Raw genomic sequence first — 16095 nt, 5'->3', positions numbered from 1 at the left:
CGACCACCGGATCCCGAATCCTCTTCGGAAATGACGGCTCGCCATGCCGAAACCGGCTCGGAAGCGGCTGCCCCGTCCGAAGCGCAGCCCCCTCCCGCCCCCTAACGGGGTGCGCGCCCCGACGCCAGTCTATCGATCTTCACGGATGGGGGAAAACCGCTCTCCACAGCGTTGGGCGGTTTTCCACAGGGCTGAGATTTCGCTTGACAGACTGGGGGTCGGGGTCGTGCCGGCGCTGTCCGGTCCCGGGCCCGGCTCGGCAGTCGCCCCGCTCGGTCGGGCAGGGCAGGGCGACGGGCGGCGGTGTGGTCGTCGGTTCGGCCGACCGGACGGTGGCACTGGTGGGCTCCCCCGGTACGGGCGCGGACCGCGCGGCTCCGGTCAGCCGCACGACACCCGGGCGATCCGGCGCATTCACCGCGGGCACAACCAGCTCGGCTTCGAACACGCCCGCCTCGCGCGGCCGGAAGGTGACGGTGACGGTGCACGGTTCGCCCTGCCCAGCCGGCCGCACGATGTCGGGGCAGCGGCCAACAGAAAGTTGGAACACATCGCCGCTACGACCCCGAACCGTCATCCCGCCGGACTCGAACCCTCGTGGATGGCAGGGATCGGCGAAGAACTGTTGGGACACGGCCTGCTGATAACCCACTTCGACCACACCGAAGTTCATCGCCGCGCCGGGCGCACACGTTGTTCCGCCTACGGGCATGGCCGCCTTGGTCGGCACAGTCCGTACCGTCGCAGTCTCCGAGCCCTGCGACGATGACCCCTTGGGAGACGTGGGACCCGTTGCGGACGGCGAGTCCATCCTGGCACCCGGCACCGTCGTCGACACACTGGGACCGGCGGGGAGCGGAATTCCCCCGCTTGCGTCCTGCTCCACCGGACCACTCAGCAGAACGACAGTTGCGACCACGGCCATCACCGCCGCGACAACCGCCGGAATCGCTGCAAACCGCTGTTGCACCCAGCGAAAAACACACGGTGACCGATGAGTGGGAAAAACCATCGGCACTTCGGCAGCATCGGCCTGTGCCTGACTCACGACCGCCGCGCGCGCGTCCCCCGAGCATCGCGACAGCTCGATAGCGGCCACGAACGACGGACCTGCTGCGAGGGTCCGTCCCAACGCCACCAGCCGAACCCCGGCCTCGTGCGAGAAGTACGCCTCGGCGCGGAAATCCCCACTCGCTCGGGCAGCACGTCGGCCAAGCTCCAGCACCTCCCCCCACGCGCCCAAACGAAGCGCGCGTGCAAGCGCAGGCGCTGCGGCACGGGCGAGCACGGTTGCTTCGACGTAACTTCCGGTGGCGACGGCGTTCCGCAGCACCCGCACGATCACGGGCGCAGCCTCCGTCACCACGGTGCGATCGGGGACTGTGGCGATCCAGGTGGTCAGGGCAGCGGCCAGCGCCGCCGGAGCGGTTTCGGTGGCCACCAGACGCGCGACACGTTCGGCGAACCCGCTGGCCATCCGGTAGCCGTCGGCCTGAACGACCAGGCCAAGACGCTCCAACGCACCCAGTTCGGCAGAACTGTCCAAACGCGACAGTGCCATCAGGGTGGATATCGGGATGAACTCGCCAGAGCAGGCGGACAACACGCCAAGAACCCGGCTCCCCGCCGCACTGACCTTCTCCGCCAGGAGCGCGGCAGGGTCCTCACGACATGGACCGATCCAGCTTCCGGTTCGCCGCGATGCGACTGCGATCTGGGTCAAGGTCATGGGATTTCCGGCGTGTTCACGCACCAGGTCCGCGGCCGCGTTCTCCTCGTCCACACCGAGCCGGTGCCCCAACAGCCGGCCGAGAAGCCGCGTCCCACTTTTCTCGTCCAGGCCCGAGAGCCGCACCGCCGCACCGCCCGACCACAACGTCTGGCGGCTGGATGCAACCAGCACTCGGCACGACGGCACGGTTGTGATCAGTTCGGTCAGTTCGTCCCGCGAGCCCGCGAAATCGTCAACAACGAGTAGCGCCTCGACATCATCCAGGAACTCCTGCAGCTGAGCAGCATTCGGTCGGTAGCCATCGGTCTCGTAGCAGACGTCGAAGATGATCTGCAGCAGGTCATCCAGGGTCTGGCCGGCGGCACACAGGTAGATCACCTGGCCGCCGTCTTCCTGGGCGATATGCCGCAACATCGTGCTCTTGCCGATTCCGCTCGGCCCGTGCAGCTGCACCGGAATGTGCTCGCGCAGAAGCGAGCCGATCAGGGACAACTCCCTGTCCCGACCGACTGGTGCGGTGAAGGTAGATGGGGCGAATGCCGCCGGGCACTCCCGTTTTCGCACGTCCGGCATGCCGTCCGCGCGCACCGTGATCGTCGAGCAGTCCCGGGCGTTCACGACCAGGTTGTGCACGTGGGCGCCGCTGCCGACGACCACCGTTCCGTTCAGGTCTCCACGGATGAAAGCCCGTATATCCCCCGGTACCGTCATCTGGTCCCCCAGTCACCACGCCTGGTGGTCGATATGAGGTTGCGCCAGACCAGGGAATCAGAGCGCGCAGTGACCAACAAGACGCGTGATGTGAGGACAAACGGGGGTCCGACCGCCGGTTCGGTCGGCCGGACCCCGCTACGTCGGTCAGCGTCGCCACCCCGGGCCAGGGATTAAGCCCAGACGGGAGACACACGCCGGTTCGACGCCGGGCGCGTACTCCCGACGCCCCGTTGGGCATACCGATTCCCGGAACCAGGGACGAGCCCGGGCCAGGAGCCATCGAGCCATGGCCGACCAGTGGCTCACCTCGGTCGACTTCGCCGCTCCGGACCGCGGAAACGTCCGCCGGACCGGCGTCGGACGCTGGCTCCCGCTCCCCGCCCGACGTTGACGCATCAACCTCGCGCGCGGCTCAGCCGGCGGGCGCGGTCACTTCGCGGTGATCCGGGCCAGTCGCTGCGGGGTCGGCCACCGGACGTTCGACACCCAGCCCAGCTTCTCGAAGAACCAGATCAGGCGGGCCGAGATGTCGATCTGGCCGCGCAGCACGCCGTGCCGGGCACAGGTGGGGTCGGCGTGGTGCAGGTTGTGCCACGCCTCGCCGAAGGAGAAGATCGCCAGCGGCCAGAAGTTGGCCGCCTTGTCCCGGCTGTGGAACGGTCGCTCGCCGATCATGTGGCAGATCGAGTTCACCGACCACGTGATGTGGTGCAGGACCGCCACCCGAACCAGGCCGCCCCAGAAGAACCCGGTCAGCACGCCCCACCACGACCACGTCAGCAGCCCGCCGAGCACGCCCGGCAACACCAGGCTCAACACGGTCCACAGCACGAACAGCCGGTCAACGGCGCGGATCGCGCGGTCGGCCTGCAGGTCCGGGGCGAACCGGTCGCGGTTGGTCTCCTCGCGCTCGAACAGCCAGCCCATGTGCGCGTGCCAGAAACCCTTGGCCAGCGCCCACGGGGACGATCCGAACAACCACGGCGAGTGCGGGTCGCCCTCCTTGTCGGAGAAGGCGTGATGCCGCCGGTGATCGGCCACCCAGTGCACCACCGAGCCCTGCACGGCCATGCTGCCGGCGACGGCCAACCCGACCCGCAGGGGGCGCTTGGCCTTGAACGACCCGTGCGTGAAGTGCCGGTGGTAGCCGACCGTCACGCCGAGACCGCTGATCGCGTAGAAGACGGCGAACAACGCCACGTCGACCCAACCCAGCCCCCAGCCCCAGGCCAGCGGAACGGTGGCGAACAACGCCAGCGTCGGGATGAGGACGAAGAGATAGACGGAGACGTGCGCGGCGGTGCCGCGGGGCTCCTCGAAGATCGGCTTGGGGGCGGGAGGGGAGACGGGAGCCTCGGGGGCGAGGGTCATGAGCACTACCTCGGAATCGGGGGCGTAGGTGCCACGGTACCTACGGCTACGGAACCGTAACCTACGCCAGCGTAAGTAGCCGGTGACGCGGACGCTACTTCTCCGCGCCGCCTCCACCTGTATTACCCGGCGTGTCGCGCGCGCCACACCGGTTCGGCGAACTCGTGCAACGGGTGCTCGGCGAGGCGCATGATGCGACCGTGGGAGTCGTCTGGGGTGGTCGTCGCCGCGTCGCACTGGTCTCCGCGTTGCTCGCGGTGCCGTTGCTGCTGACCGGCGGGACCCTTGGCGGCGGCTGGTACTACAGCACCGAGCTGCTGCAGCCCGCGCAGGCCCGGGTCGAGACCTTCCCGGACACCGTCACGGAGGTCCGGCGCGGCGCGGAGGACGTCGTGGTGCTCAGTGAGTCCCCCGAGACGAGGCGCAAGGGCACCTGGGGACTGCGCTGGGAGGGCGGATCCGCCCGCGTCGGCGACATCGTGCGGCAGGGCGACGGCCGCGTCGAACGGAAGTTGCTCGGCGGCGACCCTCCCCGGGGCGAACGGGTCCGGCTCGATCCGGACGTCTGGCCCGGCGATCCGCGCAGCGCGCTCGGCCTGGACTTCCAGGAGGTCCAGGTCCGCACGGAGCTGGGCGACATGCCCGCCTGGCTCGTCCCCGGGCAGGGCGACACCTGGGCGATCACCGTGCACGGCCGGGCCGGCACGCGGCGCGAGGCGTTGCGGATCATGCCGGCTCTGCATCGGCTGGGCCTGCCGGTCCTGGCCATCACCTACCGCAACGACCGGAACGCGCCGCCCTCGCCGGACGGGCTCTACCACCTGGGCGCCGCGGAATGGCGGGACCTCGAGGCGGCCGTGCGCACCGCACAGGAGCGCGGGGCCAGGCACGTGGTGCTGGTCGGCTGGTCGATGGGCGGCGCGATCGTGGGCCAGTTCCTGGGCCACTCCGAGCTGGCCGGGCTGGTCGACCGGGTCGTGCTGGACGCCCCCGTGGTGAGCTGGCGCGACACCCTCGACCTGCAGGCCGGCAACCGCGGGCTGCCCAGCGCGTTCACCCCGGTCGCGGAGCTGGTCTCCGGCTGGCGCGCCGGCCTGGACTTCGACCGGTTCGAGCTGGCCGGGCACCCGCCGGCACACCGGCCGCCGATGCTGCTGGTGCACGGCTCGGCCGACAGCATGGTGCCGGTCAGTTCCTCACGGGCCTTTGCCGAGGCCGCGAAACGCATGGGGTGGCCCGTCCGTTTCGTCGAGTTCCCCGACGCGGAACACACCGCGGAGTGGAACACCGACCCGCAGCGGTACGAGGAGGCGGTGACCGCCTTCCTCCGCGGTTGATCCAGCCGGGTGAGCTGGTCGGCACGTTGCGCGCCGCCGGATGGGCGGTCCGTGTTGACCGAAAGACACGGGAAAATCTGCGACGGATTCGCTGTTCTTCGGCAGTATTTTTCGAAAGGTTCACACGGGTTCGGAGTAATGTCGAGGTCGGCCGGACAACGGTTCCGGCCAGGGCATCACCAAACGCAACTCACTAGGCCGAACGGGTGGCTCCGAACGTGCCACGCACACGTCACACCGACGCCTCCGTCCGGCGCCCCCGGATCGTGTGCCACCATGTCCGCTCGGGTGGTGACACACACGCCCGCCCGATCCGCCGTGGTGTAAAGGCAGCACCTCGGATTTTGGTTCCGATGGTCCAGGTTCGAATCCTGGCGGCGGAGCTGCCGGGGCCACCGTCCCCCACCCGACCGGGGTGGCCGCAACCGGCTTGCCAAGCAGGGGGTGTTCGTCGCTGCACCGAGACCCCGCCGGCGACCTCGCCGACACCGCCCCTCCACCGGAGGCGCCCGGCACCGTGGTACCCCCGCTCGCCGAGGTGTCCGACGCGTGGCTGGTCGGCCGTGCCCGCGAACTGATCGCCGTCGCGCAGCGCAGCGACGCCGCCGCCCAGGAGGCGGCGGCCGCCGAGATCGACGAGCTGCTCGCCGAGGCGCAGCGCCGCGGCGAGCCGCGCATGGTCGCCCAGACCCTCCGTGCCGTGGCCGTGGTCCGGCTGGTCAGCGCGGCCCGCGCACACACCGTCGACCCGATCCTGGACGAGCTGCTCAACCACACCCGCCGGCACGGCCTGGTGGTGCTGGAGGCCGACGCCTACGCGTTGCGCGGCCGGCGGGCGCTGCTGGCCGGCTGCGAGGACGTCGCCCTCTCCTCGATCGCCACCGCGCTGGCGATGCTGGACGAGGACCTGGCACCCGACGTGCTGCTCGGCCAACGGACGTGGGAACGGCTGATGGCCAACGCGCTGGTGGACATCGGCCTGGTGCTCACCCAGCTCGGGGTGCACGAGATCGCCGACGGGGTGCTCGCCCGGGCACACCAGTACATCCGGGACAGCGGCGGGCCGCACGAGATCGCCGTGCACCTGATCAATCGGGTGCGGTTGCTGCTGGGCTGGGGGCTGCGGCTGGAGCGGGTCGGCAAGGAGGACGACGCGCGCGACCGGTTCGGCACCGCCTCGGCGATCGCGGTGGCCGTGGAGGGTCCGTGGCGGGAGTCGCTGTTCCCGCGCAGCGCACACCAGCCGGCGGTCGCGCAGGTGCCCGTGCTCGGTGCGGCCCATGCCCTGGCCAGCCCCGAGCCCAAGCACATCGACGTGCTCCAGGAGCTGCTCGACTCCTCGTTCTTCCCACGCGAGATGATCGTGGTGGCCATCGCACTCGCCCGTTGCCTGGAGCTGGAGAACCGGCCCCAGCAGGCGCTACAGGTGCTGGCCCTGACCCGCAAACAACTCGCCGACGACGCCTCCGAGCCGGCGCTGCGGCTGTCCCTGGTGCGCGAGTTCGCCCGGTTGTCCGGCCCCGAGGGCGGCGAGGTCACCATGAGCGCCCTGGAGCAGTACGCCCACGAGCTGGAGTACGAGCTGTGGGCGCTGCGACAGGCCCGCATCGCGACCCTGATGACCCGACTGGATCACGAGCGGCTCAGCCGCCGGGCCGGCGCCATCGCCGCCCAAGCGCTGCAGGACCCGCTCACCGGGCTGCCCAACCGCCGCGCCCTGGACGAGCGGTTGGAGACGTTGATCGACGATGCCCACGAGGTGCCGCTGTCGGTCGCCCTGATCGACCTCGACGGGTTCAAGGGCGTCAACGACCGCTGCTCGCACGCCGAGGGCGACGACGTGCTCCGCGTGGTCGCCAGCACGCTGCGGGACGCGCTGCGGCTGGACGACCTGGTGGCCCGCTACGGCGGCGACGAGTTCGTGGTGTTGTTGCCCGGCGCCCCGCTGTCGGCGGCCGAGGCCGCGCTGCAACGCGCGGTCGACGCCGTGGCCCGGCTGCCGGTGGACTTCTCCCATGGCGTGACGTTGTCGGTCGGGGTGGTCGCGGTCGGCGCCGCCGACACCTCCGCCCAGGTGCTCGCCCGCGCCGACACCGCCATGTACCAGGCCAAACGGCGCGGCGGGAGCCAGGTCGTGGCCGGTGGCGAGCCGTTGCTGGACGAGGCGGGTCACGCCCCTACCTGGGTACCGCCGGAAGGCCCGTAGGATCGTAGGTCCGGAGCGGTGATGCCGCCTCCCGGGTAACCGCCTGGCGGCGCCCACCAGCGAAGACGGATCGAGGGAGAGCTGATGCTCCAGGGCGGGACCAGCCCAGCCCGCGCGGCGCACGAGCCGAACCAGACCGACCCCCAGCCCGCCGGCCCGCTCACCGCTGTGGTCCTCGCCGCCGGCGAGGGCACGCGGATGCGGTCGGCCGTCCCGAAGGTGCTCCATCCGATCGCCGGTCGCCCGCTCGTCGAGCACGCCGTCCGCGCGGCCGACGGCATCGAGCCCGACCATCTCGTGGTGGTGCTGGGGCACGGCCGGGATGCGGTGGCCGAACACCTGGAGCAGGTGGCCCAAGCGCTGCACCGCGAGGTGCGCCCGGCGGTACAGGAGGAGCAGAAGGGCACCGGTCACGCCGTGGGCTGCGCCCTGGACGTGCTCCCCGGGGACCTCGCCGGCACCGTGGTCGTGACCTACGGCGACGTGCCGCTGCTGGACGCGGACACGCTGCGCGCGTTGCTCGCCGAGCACGACAACGCCGGCAACGCCGTGACCGTGCTGACCACGGTCCTCGCGGATCCCAACGGCTACGGCCGGATCGTGCGGGAGGAGGGCGGCGCGGTTGCCGCCATCGTCGAGCACAAGGACGCCACCGACGAACAGCGGGAGATCCGCGAGATCAACTCCGGGGTCTACGTGTTCGACGCGGCGGTGCTGCGGGATGCCCTGGGACGGATCTCGACCGACAACGTGCAGGGCGAGCTCTATCTGACCGACGTGCTGGGCATCGCCCGCGGCGACGGCCGCCGGGTGGGCGCGCTGGTGTGCGGCGACCCGTGGCTCGTCGAGGGAATCAACGACCGTGTGCAGCTCGCGCGCGTGGGCGGTGAGCTGAACCGGCGGCTGCTGGATCGCTGGATGCGGGCGGGGGTCACGGTGATCGACCCGGCGTCGGTGTGGGTGGACGCCGACGTCGAGCTGGCCCGGGACGTGGTGCTTGAGCCGGGCGTGCAGCTGCGCGCCGGCACCCGGGTCGACCAGGGGGCCGTGATCGGCCCGGACACGACGTTGTACGGCTGCGTGGTGCACGCCGGGGCATCCGTGGTGCGCACGCACGGCACCGACGCCGAGATCGGCGAGAACGCGAACGTGGGGCCGTTCGCCTACCTGCGCCCGGGCACCAGGCTCGGGGTCAGGGGCAAGATCGGCGCGTTCGTCGAGGTGAAGAACTCCGAGATCGGTGAGGGCAGCAAGGTCCCGCACCTCAGCTACGTCGGGGATGCCACAATCGGCGAGCACAGCAACATCGGTGCCGCGACGGTGTTCGTCAACTACGACGGCGTACAGAAGCACCGCACCGTCATCGGTTCGCATTGCCGTACCGGCTCGGACAACATGTTCGTGGCGCCGGTAACCGTCGGGGACGGTGCCTACACCGCTGCCGGCTCCGTGATCACCCAGGATGTTCCGCCCGGTGCGATGGCGGTCGCCCGCGCGCGGCAGCGCAACGTGGAGGGCTGGGTGGCCCGGCGTCGGGCGGGGACCGCGGCCGACGAGGCCGCGCGGCGCGCGCTGGCCGACTTCGACGCCACCGGTGCGGCCGCACGCGATTCCGGGGAAACCCACGGGGAGGGAGAATGAGCATGGGCGTCACCGCCATGTCCTCGACACCGAAGAAGAGCCTCATGCTCTTTTCCGGTCGCGCGCATCCGGAGCTGGCCGAGCAGGTCGCCAAGCACCTCGACGTGACGATCACGCCGCAGGCGGCCTACGACTTCGCCAACGGCGAGATCTTCGTGCGGTTCGAGGAGTCGGTCCGGGGCTGTGACGCGTTCGTCATCCAGAGCCACTGCTCACCCATCAACCAGTGGCTGATGGAGCAGCTGATCATGGTGGACGCGCTGAAGCGGGCCAGTGCCAAGCGGATCACCGTGATCATGCCGTTCTACCCCTACGCGCGGCAGGACAAGAAGCACCGCGGACGGGAGCCGATCTCGGCGCGGCTGGTGGCCGACCTGTTCAAGACCGCGGGTGCGGACCGGATCATGACCGTGGACCTGCACACCGCGCAGATCCAGGGTTTCTTCGACGGCCCGGTGGACCACCTGTGGGCCATGCCGCTGCTGGCCGGCTACGTCAAGGAGAAGTACGGCGATTCCGAGATCACGGTGGTGTCGCCGGACGCGGGCCGGACGAAGCTGGCCGAGAAGTGGGCCGACACCCTCGGCGGCTATCCGATCGCGTTCATCCACAAGACGCGGGACCCGTTGCGGCCGAACGAGGTCGTGGCCAACCGGGTGGTCGGTGAGGTCAAGGGCCGCACGTGTGTCGTGATCGACGACATGGTGGACACCGGGGGCACCATCGCCAAGGCGGCCCAGCAGCTGCTGGACGAGGGCGCCAAGGACGTCATCATCGCGGCGACCCACGGTGTGCTGTCCCGGGACGCGAGCACGAAGCTGGCGGAGTGCGGGGCACGTGAGGTGATCTTCACCGACACGTTGCCGATCCCACAGGAGAAGCGGTTCGAGCAGCTGACGGTGCTGCCGATAGCGCAGCTGCTGGCGACGGCCATTCAGCAGGTCTTCGAGGACGGCTCCGTCACCAGCCTCTTCGACGGCAACGCCTGAGGAGAAGGTTTCGAGGCCCCTTGCCTGCGCCCACACAGGCAAGGGGCCTCACCCTGTCTGGAGACTCTCCGCGCCGACCGGTGTGCATGACGACCCCCCGCCCGATCCTGAAGACAATCCAGTGATCCCCGGGACCGGTAGCGGGGCGTGCCGCACGAATCCGGTCGACCGGACCGCTCAGTACGCCACCGTGAAGCGCTGACGGGTGTGGGCGGGGCGCTCGGCCTCGTCGAGCAGGGCGACCGCGTAGTCCTCCATCGAGATCCGGGACTCGCCCTTGTCATCCACCAGCAGCTCGTCCCCGCCCAGGTGGAACTTCCCCGTACGCGCGCCCGGCGCGATCTCGGCTGCCGGCGACAGGTAGCTCCAGTCGACTTCCCCACCCTCGCCGCGCAACACCTCCAGGGCGTCACGGTGGGCCAGGGCCTCCGGCTTGTACGCCCCCGGGAAGTCCGGGGCGTCGACGAGCTGCCGGCCGGCCGCAACCTCGAGGCTGCCGGCGCCCCCGACGAACAGCACCCGAACCCCGGCGGTGCGAGTCACATCGAGGAGCAGCCGAACAGCGTCGACCAGGGTGCCCTCGGGCGAGCGCCGCGTGGAGATGGCGCCGATCACCAGATCCGCACCGGAGACAACCTCCGCGACGAAGTCCTTGTCGTAGACACTGCCGCCCCGCACGGTCACCCCCGCACGCTCGACCAGCCCGCCGGTGTCGCGCGCCACAGCAGTGACCTCGTGGCCCCGCCGCACCGCCTCCGCCAGCACCCGGCTCCCGATCCGGCCGGTGGCCCCGAACAGCACGATCCGCATCGTTTCCTCCCCACGTTTCCGCAGATGAAGCCACGGTAACCACTGGTGATCAGGTACTTCAAAGTGCTATAGGTACCTGGTGGTTATCAACCAGCTCACGGCGGCCTACGAGCCCGACCTGTACAACCCGGACTGCCCCACCCGCGTGGTCCTGGACCGCATCGGCGACCGGTGGACGGCGCTCGTGGTCCTGCTGCTCGCCGAGCGCAGCCCGCGCCGGTTCACCGAGCTGCGCCAGGGCGTGGGCGGCATCGCCCCGAAGGTGCTCACGCAGACGCTGCGGGCGATGGAGCGCGACGGCCTGGTGAAGCGCACGGTCTACGCCGAGGTCCCGCCCCGGGTCGAGTACGAGCTGACCCCGCTCGGCGACTCGCTGCGACGCCCGATCGCCGCGATCGGACGGTGGGCCGAACGTCACGTCGCCGAGGTGCTGGAAGCACGGAAGCGGTTTGACGAGGCACAGTCGGGCGACTGAGAGGGCACCCCCGTTAGCGCGGCGGGAAACGACCGCCTACACTTTCCGGGTTGCCTCGGCGAGGTGGGCCTCGCGCCTGGCGTGATCGACGCGGCGGCGTTGGTGCCGCGCTGTCTTCACCGCCGCTCGCCCCCGCCGCCGGAGGCCGACAAGACCCGTCAGCACCCGCCCGACGTCATCTGAGGAGAGCCCCACCGTGTCCGAGGTCCGTCTCGCCGCCGAGCCGCGCACCGAGTTCGGCAAGGGTGCCGCCCGTCGTACCCGCCGCGCGGGCAAGATCCCCGCGGTGCTCTACGGTCACGGCTCCGATCCCAAGCACCTGGCGCTGCCCGCCCTGGAGTTCGCCCGCGTCATCCGTGAGCACGGCACCAACGCGGTGCTCAAGCTCGACCTGGGCAACGGCGGCAGCGAGCTGGCGCTCACCAAGACCGTCACCACGCACCCGATCAAGAACTACATCGAGCACGTCGACCTGCTGCTGGTGCAGCGCGGCGAGACCGTGAAGGTCGCCGTGCCGGTCGTCGTCACCGGCGAGGCCGCGCCGGGGACCCTGGTCACCCACGAGCTGGCCGAGGTCGAGCTGGAGGCCGAGGCCCTGCACATCCCGGAGCAGGTCGAGGTGTCCATCGACGGTGCCGAGGCCGGCACCCAGATCCACGTCTCCGAGCTGCCCCTGCCCGAGGGCATCAAGCTGTTCACCGACGCCGACGCCCTGGTCGTCAACGTCGTTCCGGCGCCGACCGCCTCCGACATGGAGGCCGCCGAGGCGCCTGCCGAGGCCGAGGCCCCGGAGGAGGAGGCTGCCGAGGAGCAGCCCGCCACCGCCGAGGCGTGAGCCCACGACGTCGGGCCGACACGACGGCGCGCCACCCGTATTCGGGGTCGGCGCGCCGTTCGTGCGTGAGCGGGAGCGGGAACCGTGGCTGAGGAACTGGCGTTGGTGGTCGGTCTGGGAAACCCGGGGCCGGCCTACGCGGGCAACCGGCACAACGTGGGTTTCATGGTGCTCGACGAGCTCGTGGGCCGGATCGGCGGGAAGTTCAAGGCGCACAAGGGTGGCGCCGAGGTGCTGGAGGGCCGCCTGGCGGGTCGGCGGGTCGTGCTGGCCAAGCCCCGCGCGTTCATGAACCTCTCGGGCGGCCCGGTGGCGGGCACCGCCCGTTTCTACAAGGTCCAGCCGGCGTCGCTGGTGGTGGTGCACGACGAGCTGGACATCGACTTCGGGGCGGTCCGGCTCAAGCTGGGCGGTGGCGAGGGCGGCCACAACGGCCTGCGTTCGATCTCGAAGTCGGTGGGCACCCGTGACTACTACCGGGTGCGGGTCGGTATCGGCCGGCCGCCGGGTCGCATGGACCCGGCGGACTACGTGCTGCGCGACTTCTCCTCGGTGGAGCGCAAGGAACTGCCGTTCGTGTTGGACCGCTGCGCGGACGCGGTGGAGTCCCTGCTGACCGACGGCCTGGAAGTGGCGCAGAACAAGTTCCACCCGCTGTCGTAGCGACTAGCGGAGCATCTGTTCGAACCGGAGAGCGAACAGGTACGCGTCACCGGGATACCGCGCTGACAGGTATTTCCCGTCCTGGACGACGAAGCCTCGACGCTCGTCGCTGGCCTGGCCCCGGCGGGGGAGCAACGGGCCGAGGGCGAGTTGGGCGGGATCGTTCAGCACCGAGGCGACCTCATCCTGCTCGCAGACACGGTAGGTCTGGAAGTGGGGGATGCGTCGCCAGGGTGTGAGGAGGAGGTAGCCGCCTCGCTCCATGTGCTTCGGCAGGCAGGTGGTTCGTTTGCCCGCGATGACGCTGCGTCCGGTGGCGGGATCGATGGTTCGGGCGAGCAGGAGCACGCCGTGGCAGATCGCCCCAACGGGGCGGTTCAGCGCCCAGTACTGCGCAACCTTCCTGCGCAACACCGTTCCCTCGACATACTGGCGAACGCCCGGCGTGAATCCGCCCGGGAGCAGCAGCCCGTCGTAGTGTTCCGGAACGATGTCGTCCCAGGCGATCGGCTTGGTGTACTCGGGCGCCCTGCTCAGTTCGCGGTGGATCTCGCGTACCTCGGGTGCGACGAGCAGGCGGGCGCTCAGGCCGGACACCAGCAACGGGTCAGGGCTGGCCGCCGTGCCGCGCTCGGTGGCGAAGACGACCTCGTGACCGGTTCTGGTGAGCACGTGCCACGGCACGGAAACCTCGGTGACATCGAAGTCCCTGTCAGGCAAGGGGATCAACACACGCACGAGGTCGCTCCCGGTGTTCCGACGGGTTGGATCCTCTCTGAGATGTCGAAGACGACCGGCTGGCGGTTCCCGAGATTTGGGTCACGAGTCGATGAAGTCGCCGAGGTGTTCCCGTGCGGCGGCGCGGCGCAGCTTCCCCGAGGGGGTCTTGGGCAGGCTTGCCGGAGGCAGCACGATTACGCTGTAGGGTCGGACGCCGACCGCGTCGAGCACCCGGGCCGCAACCTGCTTGCGGAGGTCGCGTTCGGCATCGGTGTCGCCGGCCAGCCGCGACTCGACGGCGACGGCGAACCGTTCCCGTCGTCCGGTGCCGTGCAGTCGCACCGCGACCGCGTTCCCGGCCCGCACGCCCGCCACCTCGCAGGCAGCTCGCTCGATGTCGGTCGGGTAGATGTTGCGGCCGCCCATGATGATCACGTCCTTGCGGCGCCCGCAGACCACGACCTGGCCGTCGACGAGATAGCCCTCGTCACCGGTGTCCAGCCAGCCCTCGGCGTCCTGGGCCGCGACCGGTCCGTCCACGGTGAGGTACCCGGGCGTGATCGACGACCCGCGCAACCGGATGATCCCGACCTCCCGTTCGCCGAGTACGTGCCCGGAGTCGTCGACGACCCGTGCCTCGAGGCCGGGCAACGGTGGGCCGAGCAACGGGAAGGCGCGGGTGTTGCGCGACTCCGCGCCCTCGCCGGCGGGCACCGCACGGCGCCGGGCTTCCAACGCGTCGGCGTCGACCACGTCGATCTCCATCCCGCGGTCCCGGGGCGCGAAGGCGACGCCGAGCGTGGACTCGGCCATGCCGTAAGCGCAGACCACGCACTCCGGCCGCAGCCCGAACCGGGAACCGGCCTCGACGAACGTCTGGACCGCCGCGGGGTCGATGGGCTCGGCGCCGTTGAGCGCGAAGCGCAGTGTGGACAGGTCGAGGTCGAGATCTGTCGCCTTCCGCAGCTGCCGGCCGGTCACCGCGTAGGAGAAGTTCGGGCCGGCGGTCACCGTCCCCCGGTAACGGCTGATCAGCTCCATCCACAGCAGCGGCCGGCCAAGGAAGTCGGCCGGGGTGACCTTGACCAGTTCCAGGCCGAGCGCCATTGGGATCGTCAGGCAGCCGACCATGCCCATGTCGTGGAACAGCGGTAGCCAGGAGACCAGGAGATCGTGTTCGACGTCGAGGCCGGCGACCTCGGTCATGGCGTTCGTGTTGGCCAGCAGGTTGCCATGGGTGATCCGGACCGCCTTGGGCGCCGCGGTGGAGCCGCTGGTGAGCTGGAGCAGCGCGGTGTCGTCCTCGGCGACGGCGGCCGGTTCCGCGAGGGGCCGGCCGGCCAGGCCGGACAGCTCCCGGAACCGCACGCCGCGCTCGGTGAGCACGTCCTTGAGGGGGGTGAACGGATCACCCAGCAACACCAGCCTGGTCTGGATCATGCCCAGGACGCGGAGCGTGTCGGTCGCCCAGACCGACAGGTCGGTGCGGGGCGTGGGCTGGTGCAGCATCGTGACGCTGCCGCCGACGAGCCACACGGCCTGTGCGGCCGGGGCGATCCGGGCGGCCTCCCCGGCCAGCACGGCCACGGCGTCCCCCCTGCGCACGCCCTCGGCGGCCAGCGCACCGGCCATCCGTCGGGCTTCGTCGTGCACCTGCGCCCACGTGCGCCGAACCGGGTCCGCGGGCTCCCCCGTCGTGATGCCGCCCGCGCGTCCCCGAGCACCGTTCGCGGTGGCGCACATCACGTCCATGAACCGGCTCATGGGGCGGAGAGTACGGCGGTGGATCGCACTCGGGTGCCGCTCGAGCCCACAAAAACCTGGCCAGGCGATTGTCGTGGCGGAACCCGGCCCGACGTGCAGCGGCGTGGCCGGGTCCCACCACCACCGAGGTTCACTCGTTCGCGCGATATGTGGCCGTTACCGGATGACCGTCCGGGTGCGGACCGGGTTGGGGTTGGGGTAGCAGGAGACGGGGGCGTTGATCGTGAACGGGCCGACCTGGACAGCCGCGTCGAGGGTCAGTCCGGGGTCGTCGAAGCTGCTGCCGCCGAGCTTGCCCTCGATCACGCCCTGTTGGCCGGAGGTCAGGGTCACGCGGGTGACGGGCAGGGTGAATTCGGCACCACCCTGCAGCGGGCCGGGAAGCGAGACAATGACGTCGTCACCCTCGCGCGAGACCGAAGGCGTGCTGTTGAGTCCGGCCCCGCCGGACAGATCGGCAGAGACGAAGGTGGAGTTGGCCGGCACCGGGACCCGAAGCTTGATGTTCCGGACTTCCTTGACGGTGTAGTTCTCGATCTTGTCCGGCACCCTGTTGGGTTTCGGTGTGATGACGATGTTGAACTGCTGCTCGGGGGCGACCGTGGCCGGCGCGTCGACGTCGGCGTCCTGGTCGAGCTTGAACTCCACGGTCTGCCCGACGGCACTGCCGCGGCACTGGTAGTTGACGGTGGTCTCCGCGGCCGGGGCCGGCGGCGCGGCCGCCGCGATCGGGGCCGTGGCCGCGGCCGGGAACAGAGTCAACGCCGCAATGCCACTCGCTGCGGCAGTCGCGAACTTCCTGGTTCTGATCATATCGCAATCCGCCAATACGCTGTGA

The 16095-nt window shown here is 70.4% G+C and carries 13 protein-coding genes and 1 tRNA gene; 8 read left to right on the top strand and 6 right to left on the bottom strand.

The window, feature by feature from the left end:
- Positions 1 to 139 precede the first annotated feature (139 nt).
- Complete coding sequence (locus IEY55_RS25095) at positions 140 to 2389, bottom strand: ATP-binding protein (protein WP_189061006.1); 2250 nt, start codon at positions 2387 to 2389, stop codon at positions 140 to 142.
- A 486-nt stretch (positions 2390 to 2875) separates the two neighbouring features.
- The gene (locus IEY55_RS25090) at positions 2876 to 3817 is read right to left on the bottom strand and encodes an acyl-CoA desaturase (protein WP_189061005.1); all 942 of its coding nucleotides are present in this window, start codon (positions 3815 to 3817) and stop codon (positions 2876 to 2878) included.
- Positions 3818 to 3948: 131 nt separating this feature from the next.
- On the opposite strand from IEY55_RS25090, the gene IEY55_RS25085 reads away from it, so the two are divergent.
- The 5 genes from IEY55_RS25085 (at position 3949) to IEY55_RS25065 (ending at position 9990) form a co-directional block, all read left to right on the top strand.
- A complete protein-coding gene (locus IEY55_RS25085) occupies positions 3949 to 5154 on the top strand; it encodes an alpha/beta hydrolase family protein (protein ID WP_229686738.1) in 1206 nt (401 codons plus the stop codon).
- 312 nt (positions 5155 to 5466) lie between these two features.
- A tRNA-Gln gene (locus IEY55_RS25080) sits at positions 5467 to 5537 on the top strand.
- A gap of 134 nt (positions 5538 to 5671) precedes the next feature.
- Positions 5672 to 7360 carry a GGDEF domain-containing protein gene (locus IEY55_RS25075; protein WP_189061028.1) on the top strand — a complete coding sequence of 563 codons (1689 nt, stop codon included), beginning with the start codon at positions 5672 to 5674 and terminating at the stop codon, positions 7358 to 7360.
- Between the two features lie 84 nt (positions 7361 to 7444).
- The gene (gene glmU / locus IEY55_RS25070; RefSeq protein WP_189061004.1) at positions 7445 to 9001 is read left to right on the top strand and encodes a bifunctional UDP-N-acetylglucosamine diphosphorylase/glucosamine-1-phosphate N-acetyltransferase GlmU; all 1557 of its coding nucleotides are present in this window, start codon (positions 7445 to 7447) and stop codon (positions 8999 to 9001) included.
- A 17-nt stretch (positions 9002 to 9018) separates the two neighbouring features.
- Complete coding sequence (locus tag IEY55_RS25065) at positions 9019 to 9990, top strand: ribose-phosphate diphosphokinase (RefSeq protein ID WP_189061027.1); 972 nt, start codon at positions 9019 to 9021, stop codon at positions 9988 to 9990.
- 177 nt (positions 9991 to 10167) lie between these two features.
- Here IEY55_RS25065 and IEY55_RS25060 read toward each other — a convergent pair whose 3' ends face one another.
- Positions 10168 to 10800 carry an NAD(P)-dependent oxidoreductase gene (locus tag IEY55_RS25060; protein ID WP_189061003.1) on the bottom strand — a complete coding sequence of 211 codons (633 nt, stop codon included), beginning with the start codon at positions 10798 to 10800 and terminating at the stop codon, positions 10168 to 10170.
- Between the two features lie 79 nt (positions 10801 to 10879).
- On the opposite strand from IEY55_RS25060, the gene IEY55_RS25055 reads away from it, so the two are divergent.
- The 3 genes from IEY55_RS25055 to pth all read left to right on the top strand — a co-directional run bounded on the left by IEY55_RS25055 (position 10880) and on the right by pth (position 12773).
- Entirely contained in the window at positions 10880 to 11275 is a 396-nt protein-coding gene (locus IEY55_RS25055) for a winged helix-turn-helix transcriptional regulator (protein WP_189061002.1), read from the top strand.
- A gap of 196 nt (positions 11276 to 11471) precedes the next feature.
- On the top strand, positions 11472 to 12110 hold the full coding sequence (locus IEY55_RS25050) for a 50S ribosomal protein L25/general stress protein Ctc (RefSeq protein WP_189061001.1): 639 nt from the start codon (positions 11472 to 11474) through the stop codon (positions 12108 to 12110).
- 84 nt (positions 12111 to 12194) lie between these two features.
- Complete coding sequence (pth, locus tag IEY55_RS25045) at positions 12195 to 12773, top strand: aminoacyl-tRNA hydrolase (protein ID WP_189061000.1); 579 nt, start codon at positions 12195 to 12197, stop codon at positions 12771 to 12773.
- 3 nt (positions 12774 to 12776) lie between these two features.
- On the opposite strand, the gene IEY55_RS25040 is transcribed toward pth, so the two are convergent.
- From IEY55_RS25040 to IEY55_RS25030, 3 genes are all read right to left on the bottom strand, one after another.
- Entirely contained in the window at positions 12777 to 13511 is a 735-nt protein-coding gene (locus IEY55_RS25040) for a type 1 glutamine amidotransferase domain-containing protein (protein ID WP_189060999.1), read from the bottom strand.
- 81 nt (positions 13512 to 13592) lie between these two features.
- Positions 13593 to 15257: a fatty acyl-AMP ligase gene (locus IEY55_RS25035; RefSeq protein WP_189060998.1), complete on the bottom strand. Its 1665-nt coding sequence runs from the start codon at positions 15255 to 15257 to the stop codon at positions 13593 to 13595.
- A 156-nt stretch (positions 15258 to 15413) separates the two neighbouring features.
- Complete coding sequence (locus IEY55_RS25030; protein WP_229686736.1) at positions 15414 to 16070, bottom strand: cyclase; 657 nt, start codon at positions 16068 to 16070, stop codon at positions 15414 to 15416.
- Between the last annotated feature and the right edge of the window lie 25 nt (positions 16071 to 16095).

Origin of the sequence: Longimycelium tulufanense (assembly GCF_014645795.1) — a bacterium.
In the GTDB taxonomy this organism is placed as follows: Bacteria; Actinomycetota; Actinomycetes; order Mycobacteriales; family Pseudonocardiaceae; genus Longimycelium; species Longimycelium tulufanense.
The sequence above is the reverse complement of the archived record's forward strand: the minus strand, read 5'-3'. Positions and strand labels throughout refer to the sequence as shown.